We start from the raw sequence: 5,401 nt of genomic DNA, 5'->3' as shown, positions 1-5,401 counted from the left end.
GATATGAACGATACAGTATAGAGAAGGAGTGGCGTGAAACAGCAGGGACTCTCCTCTTTATCGGGATTTTCCTATCAGTCATCTTTCTATTAGCTACAGTACTCGTCATTTACTACAAACAGATTTCAGAGGGTCATGAGGATCGGGATAATTTTGTGGTCTTGCAACAAGTAGGATTGGACCAAAAGCAAACCGGCACCACCATTCGAAAACAAATTCTCACCGTCTTCTTCCTTCCATTATTCTTCTCCTTCCTGTACCTAGGAGTAGCCTACAAGATGATTGCAAAAATCGTTGCCATCCTAGGAGCGACCAATGCGGGACTGGTCCTTCAAACAACTCTTTCCATCTGCACTGTCTTTTTCATCTCTTATGTTCTCGTATTTCTTCTGACTTCTAGAAGTTATCGGAAGATTGTCGTGCGATAGCGATGGCTCTGTCAAGGATTGAAAAATGAGACAAGTTGCTGAACAAAAAACACCGAGGATTTGATCCTCGGTGTTTTGACGTCAACCATTATTTGACGTGTTTTGCAAGTTCTTCTTGCGCTTTTTTATTGGATTCTTCTTTTTCCTTCAACCAATTCTTATAAGCTTTTTCGTAGTCGTCAGTTGTGACTGTCTTGTCTTGAACTTTTTGGTATTTGAAGAAGGTTGGTTCACCTTTAATACCAATTGCAGAATTTGCTGCTGAGAATGGTGTTACCTTGGTGATAGATGGAACTCCACCCTTAGAGTAGATTGGAAGAACCATGGCATTTTCTGTCAACCAAGCTTGGGCAGCAGCGTATTTTTCATAACGTGCATTAGTATCCAATTTTTCATCATTGGCAGCATCGAGCAATGCTTGGTATTCGTTCAAACCAATTTTCTCGATGAGCGCTTGGTCTTTCTTAGGATCAAGTCCCATACCAGTCAAGGTTGAACCATCTGTTGGGTTTAAGATATCCAAGTAAGTAGATGGATCTTGGAAGTCAGGTCCCCAACCAGTGATATCCATATCAAAGTCTTTTTGTTCTGGTGATTGGGCAAAGTAAGTAGCGTTATCTGCATCGTCTGTTGACAATTTTTGTACATCGATCACGACATTGTCTTTACCAAGGGCTGCTTCAATTGAGTTCTTCATAGAGTCTGCTTGTTGGACAAGAGCATTAGAAGATTGGTCTACAACATAGTCGATATGGATTGGGAATTGAACACCTTGTGATTGCAATTCAGCCTTAGCTTTTTCTAGTTTTGCTTTGGCTTTATCCGCATTATGCAAGCTATCTTGAGCATCTGCGAAGTTAACACCGTTCCACTCATCTCCTGTTGCGGCAAGTTTTTCTTCAACGAGAGTACCGAAGTCTTTCCCGTCCGCTTGCACAAATGTCGGTGGAACTAGAAGGGTACGAAGAGTTTTTGATGCTCCGTCTTTCCCGTTAACTTGAGCGCTGTAGGAAGTTCTATCTAAAGCAAAGTTCAAAGCTTGACGGAAGTTTTTGTTTTGAAGAGCTGTCTTGGTGTTGTTCTTTTGCTCATCAGATGTCTTATTGGTATGGCCGTAATTTTGACGGTTGACGTTGAAGTAAGCGTAGTAAACAGTAGAATCTTGTGGTGAATAAACGATGTTATCCTTGAATTTCTTCTCAATCGTACTGTAGGTTGAGCTTGTTGGGAAGAGACGAGCAGTAGATAGGTTACCATCTGAGTAGTTACGAGCAAGATAGTCTTGGTCGGATCCATCGAAGTAAGTTAATTTAACGGTATCGATGTGGACGTTTTTCTTATCGTAGTATTCAGGGTTCTTTTCCAACTCGATCTGTGATTTTGAAGTGAAGGACTTCAAAATATAAGCTCCGTTATAGAGGATACCATTTGGTTTCACGATACCGAAATCTTTCCCTGCTGATTCCAAGAATTTTTCGTTGACTGGCATCATGGTCGAAGTGGTCAATTTAGAATTCCAGAAAGATTCTGGTTGGTTCAAAGTATATTGAAGAGTATGATCATCAACAGCTTTGACCCCAACAGTTGAGAAGTCTTTGGTTTTTCCGTTCACATAATCATCCAAGCCTTTGACTGAGTTTTGAACCAAGTAAAGGGCATCGGATTTTTTATCGGCTACATATTTCAGAGATGTCACGAAATCATTTGCAGTGACATCTGCATATTCGTTCCCTTCTGAGTCATACCATTTTGCATCTTTACGAAGTTTGTAAGTATAAGTCAATCCATCCTTAGAAACAGACCAATCTTCTGCTAGAGCAGGGACCAAGTTACCGTATTGGTCGTTTTCGAACAAACCGTCGACCAAGTTGGTTGTAATGTCGCTTGTAGTTGAACGATTTGAAGTCAAATAGTTCAAGGAATCAGGGTCTGTACCATACACGTAGTTGTAGGTTGTTCCCTTTGATGAGTTAGTAGATGATCCACAAGAAGCAAGGAACAGGGCTGAAGCAACCGTGACACCTGCAAGGAAAGCTAGTTTAGATTTTTTCATCACTTATCTCCTTTAATAAAGATTTTGTATTATTATACACCTTTTTTTATAAAAAGCAAATTTTATTTGAAAATAATTGTATATTTAGTCATAATGTTCATTTTTATCGAGTTTCATGCAGTATTTTTAACTATTATGCTTTACAAACTAGCTAAGGAGGAGTATACTAATAATGAAAGGACTAATATGTAAAACAAACTAGCCAAAAAGAGGCGGTATAGAAGGGGGAGCAGGATGAAAGAGTCGCAATTGCTCAAGGGTGTCCTGGAAGGTTGTGTTTTAGAAATTATTTCAAAAAAATCTATTTATGGCTATGAATTGATCCAAAGTCTCAAGGAAACCGGCTTCGATAAGATCGTTGCGGGGACCGTTTATCCCTTGCTTCAGAAGCTAGAGAAGCAGGGAGTCATCGTAGGAGAGATGAGGCCCTCTCCGGATGGACCTGATCGCAAATATTTCTCTCTAACCAAGGAAGGAAGAGAGCGCCTAGAGGAATTTTGGAACCAGTGGCAGGATCTGGTCATTAAAGTAGAACGCGTGAAAAAGGAGGGGGAAGCATGATCGAAGATTATACAGAAAAAATGTCAGCCGAATTGATGCACCTAAATAAGGACAATCAATCCTATATGAAAAAAATGATAGCTTATATTGGAGTGAAGTCCTATTTTTATGATGATGAGCTACTGGGTGAACAGCTCTACAATATGGTTTGCGATTTAAAAGTTGCTGAGAAAGAGGGCAATCGGGCAGTGGATTATTTTGGAAAGGATCCAAGGGCCATGATGGACCAAGTTCTCTCGGAGTTACCTAGACGCAGGCTAGGTTCTTATGTGGGGTTATTCTTGATTCTTGGAACGATTTTCGTTGGCATGCGGTTTGTAATGGATTTTGCCTGGATGCTGCCACTAGTGATTGCTCCCTTAACATACCTGCTAGATCTACTTATTTTCTTTGTGTACAGTCAATTTATGATGTGGCTTTGGTCCAAGCAGAGCTATGGGGAAATCAAGTGGACTTGGGCTCTTGTTATCAGTGTGATTAGTTTGATCCTGTCTCCTAGGATAGAGCGCGTGTTTTCTGACCATTTGAGTCTGAATCGAAGTATCCTTTTGCCAGATGGTTGGGCGATTGTTCTTGCATTTCTGGTTCTTCTTGGATTTACGATCATGACCTATAGAAATCAAGGACGGCTTGCTGTTAGCCTACTGGTCATGGGAGTGACTTTCTTTGTAACTGGATGCTGTGTTCGCTTTGTGAATCCAGGAACTGCTAATTTATTACGCTGGCTACTCCCTCTGATAGGACTAGTCTTGTCCTTCATTGTATTTCGTCTCCAAAGAAAGGGGGAAACATCATGACATCAGCTATTTATTATGAAGAAACGCAGGCTTTGGTTCAAACCTTTAGCCAGGAGGACCAAGCTTATTTCCAAGATCTCTGGGATTATTTCAATTTTGCCGGCTTCTTATATGAGGAGAAAGCATTAAGAGAGCAGGTCTATAATCTAGCGCTAGATTTTTCGCAAGCAAGCGGTGATGGATTGACAGCCAAGGACTATTTTGGACAGGATCCAAAGGGAATGGCAGACCAAATCATAGAAAATATGCCTAAAGAATCCACGCGGTCTGTTCTGAAGTATGGGGCGATTGTCTCGGGAATTGTGATTTTTTATCGCCTCTTAAGTGATTTTGCCTCGCAAGCAGTCCTGGTTCTCAAGCCCCTGGTTTATCTAACGGATAGTATTTTGGGTATTTTAGCCGTTGGGTTACTATTCTATCTCCTTCGTCGCCTCATTTTTGCAGAAGAAAAGTCAAAAAAAGCAATCTATGTGGCATTCGTTCTCGTCCTTGGGATCTATTTCATCAGTGAAATAGTAGGGGTCCGTTTCTTGCCAACTCTAGGTTGGTTGACGGTACCTAGTCCATGGGATACCTTCATCATGACAGGTGCTAGTGCAGGACTTATCCTCTGGCAGTGGAAAGAAGAGTTTGCTCGTGCCTTCATCTTTCCTATTCTGTCCTTCTTAGTTGTGGGATTCTTGCATCGTTGGACTTTGGCCCAAGGGATTCAGAATTCTAGCATGACCATCATTTTGCCGACGGTGATCATCGTTATAGGATTGATGATTTACTATTGGTTCACGATTCGCGCTTTGAAAAAGAACAAGACAGAAAATGGTGAGTAGCGTGAAAGGGGGAGGAAGCTCCTCCTTTTTGCTGTTGAAAAGCAACGAGCAAGCTTGATTTTTGTTATAATGAAAGGGAGTATGAAACAAAGGAGAAGATCATGACATTTGAAGAGATCTTGCCTGGACTAAAGGCAAAAAAGAAATATATACGTACTGGTTGGGGTGGAGCTGAGAACTATGTGCAGCTCTTTGATACCATTGAGCAAAAAGGGGTGGCTCTAGAAGTGACGCCTTATTTCCTCATTAACGTTTCTGGTGAAGGGGAAGGCTTCTCTATGTGGAGTCCAACCCCTTGTGATGTCTTAGCGACAGATTGGGTGGAAGTCCATGACTAAACAGGTCTTGATTACAGGCGTGAGTTCCGGAATTGGTCTGGCTCAAGCTCGACTCTTTTTAGAGAAGGGTTATCAAGTTTATGGTGTGGACCAAGGTGAAAATCCACTCTTACAGGGTGATTTTCACTTTTTGCAGCGGGACTTGACCCTGGATTTGGCGCCGATTTTTGACTGGTGTCCAGAGGTAGATGTCTTGTGCAATACGGCTGGGGTCTTGGATGACTACAAACCGCTCCTTGAGCAAAGCGCTCAGGAGATTCAGGAGATCTTTGAGATCAACTATGTGACTCCGATAGAGCTGACACGGCATTATCTGACTCAAATGTTGGAGAAGAAGCAAGGGATCATCATCAATATGTGCTCCATTGCTTCTAGCCTAGCAGGAGGTGGCGGTCAC

The 5,401-nt window shown here is 41.8% G+C and carries 7 protein-coding genes; 6 read left to right on the top strand and 1 reads right to left on the bottom strand.

Annotation, left to right across the window (positions count from 1 at the left end; all coding sequences use genetic code 11):
* A partial coding sequence (locus QZ158_RS07685; RefSeq protein WP_366928213.1) for an FtsX-like permease family protein occupies positions 1-428 on the top strand: 428 nt, incomplete at its 5' end.
* 88 nt (positions 429-516) lie between these two features.
* On the opposite strand, the gene QZ158_RS07680 is transcribed toward QZ158_RS07685, so the two are convergent.
* On the bottom strand, positions 517-2,481 hold the full coding sequence (locus QZ158_RS07680; RefSeq protein WP_293887333.1) for a peptide ABC transporter substrate-binding protein: 1,965 nt from the start codon (positions 2,479-2,481) through the stop codon (positions 517-519).
* A gap of 234 nt (positions 2,482-2,715) precedes the next feature.
* Between QZ158_RS07680 and QZ158_RS07675 the strand changes: the two genes are divergently transcribed.
* The 5 genes from QZ158_RS07675 to QZ158_RS07655 all read left to right on the top strand — a co-directional run.
* Positions 2,716-3,042 (top strand): PadR family transcriptional regulator, encoded by a 327-nt coding sequence (locus tag QZ158_RS07675; protein WP_120702278.1) that lies wholly within the window; start codon positions 2,716-2,718, stop codon positions 3,040-3,042.
* On the top strand, positions 3,039-3,839 hold the full coding sequence (locus QZ158_RS07670) for a hypothetical protein (RefSeq protein WP_293887329.1): 801 nt from the start codon (positions 3,039-3,041) through the stop codon (positions 3,837-3,839). Before QZ158_RS07675 ends, QZ158_RS07670 begins: the two co-directional genes overlap by 4 nt.
* A complete protein-coding gene (locus QZ158_RS07665) occupies positions 3,836-4,666 on the top strand; it encodes a hypothetical protein (protein ID WP_293887327.1) in 831 nt (276 codons plus the stop codon). Before QZ158_RS07670 ends, QZ158_RS07665 begins: the two co-directional genes overlap by 4 nt.
* A 101-nt stretch (positions 4,667-4,767) precedes the next feature.
* On the top strand, positions 4,768-5,004 hold the full coding sequence (locus QZ158_RS07660) for a DUF2829 domain-containing protein (RefSeq protein ID WP_293887325.1): 237 nt from the start codon (positions 4,768-4,770) through the stop codon (positions 5,002-5,004).
* A partial coding sequence (locus QZ158_RS07655; RefSeq protein ID WP_293887323.1) for an SDR family NAD(P)-dependent oxidoreductase occupies positions 4,997-5,401 on the top strand: 405 nt, incomplete at its 3' end. The genes QZ158_RS07660 and QZ158_RS07655, both read left to right, overlap by 8 nt.

It is taken from the genome of Streptococcus sp. A12, from assembly GCF_905372335.1.
Classification (GTDB): Bacteria; Bacillota; Bacilli; order Lactobacillales; family Streptococcaceae; genus Streptococcus.
This window is presented reverse-complemented; position numbering and strand designations above follow the sequence as displayed.

Bases quoted from the DNA above. Each gene is read 5' to 3' on its own strand.
- QZ158_RS07680 (WP_293887333.1), bottom strand. From the start codon at position 2,481: ATGAAAAAATCTAAACTAGCTTTCCTTGCAGGTGTCACGGTTGCTTCA.
- QZ158_RS07675 (WP_120702278.1), top strand. From the start codon at position 2,716: ATGAAAGAGTCGCAATTGCTCAAGGGTGTCCTGGAAGGTTGTGTTTTA.
- QZ158_RS07670 (WP_293887329.1), top strand. From the start codon at position 3,039: ATGATCGAAGATTATACAGAAAAAATGTCAGCCGAATTGATGCACCTA.
- QZ158_RS07665 (WP_293887327.1), top strand. From the start codon at position 3,836: ATGACATCAGCTATTTATTATGAAGAAACGCAGGCTTTGGTTCAAACC.
- QZ158_RS07660 (WP_293887325.1), top strand. From the start codon at position 4,768: ATGACATTTGAAGAGATCTTGCCTGGACTAAAGGCAAAAAAGAAATAT.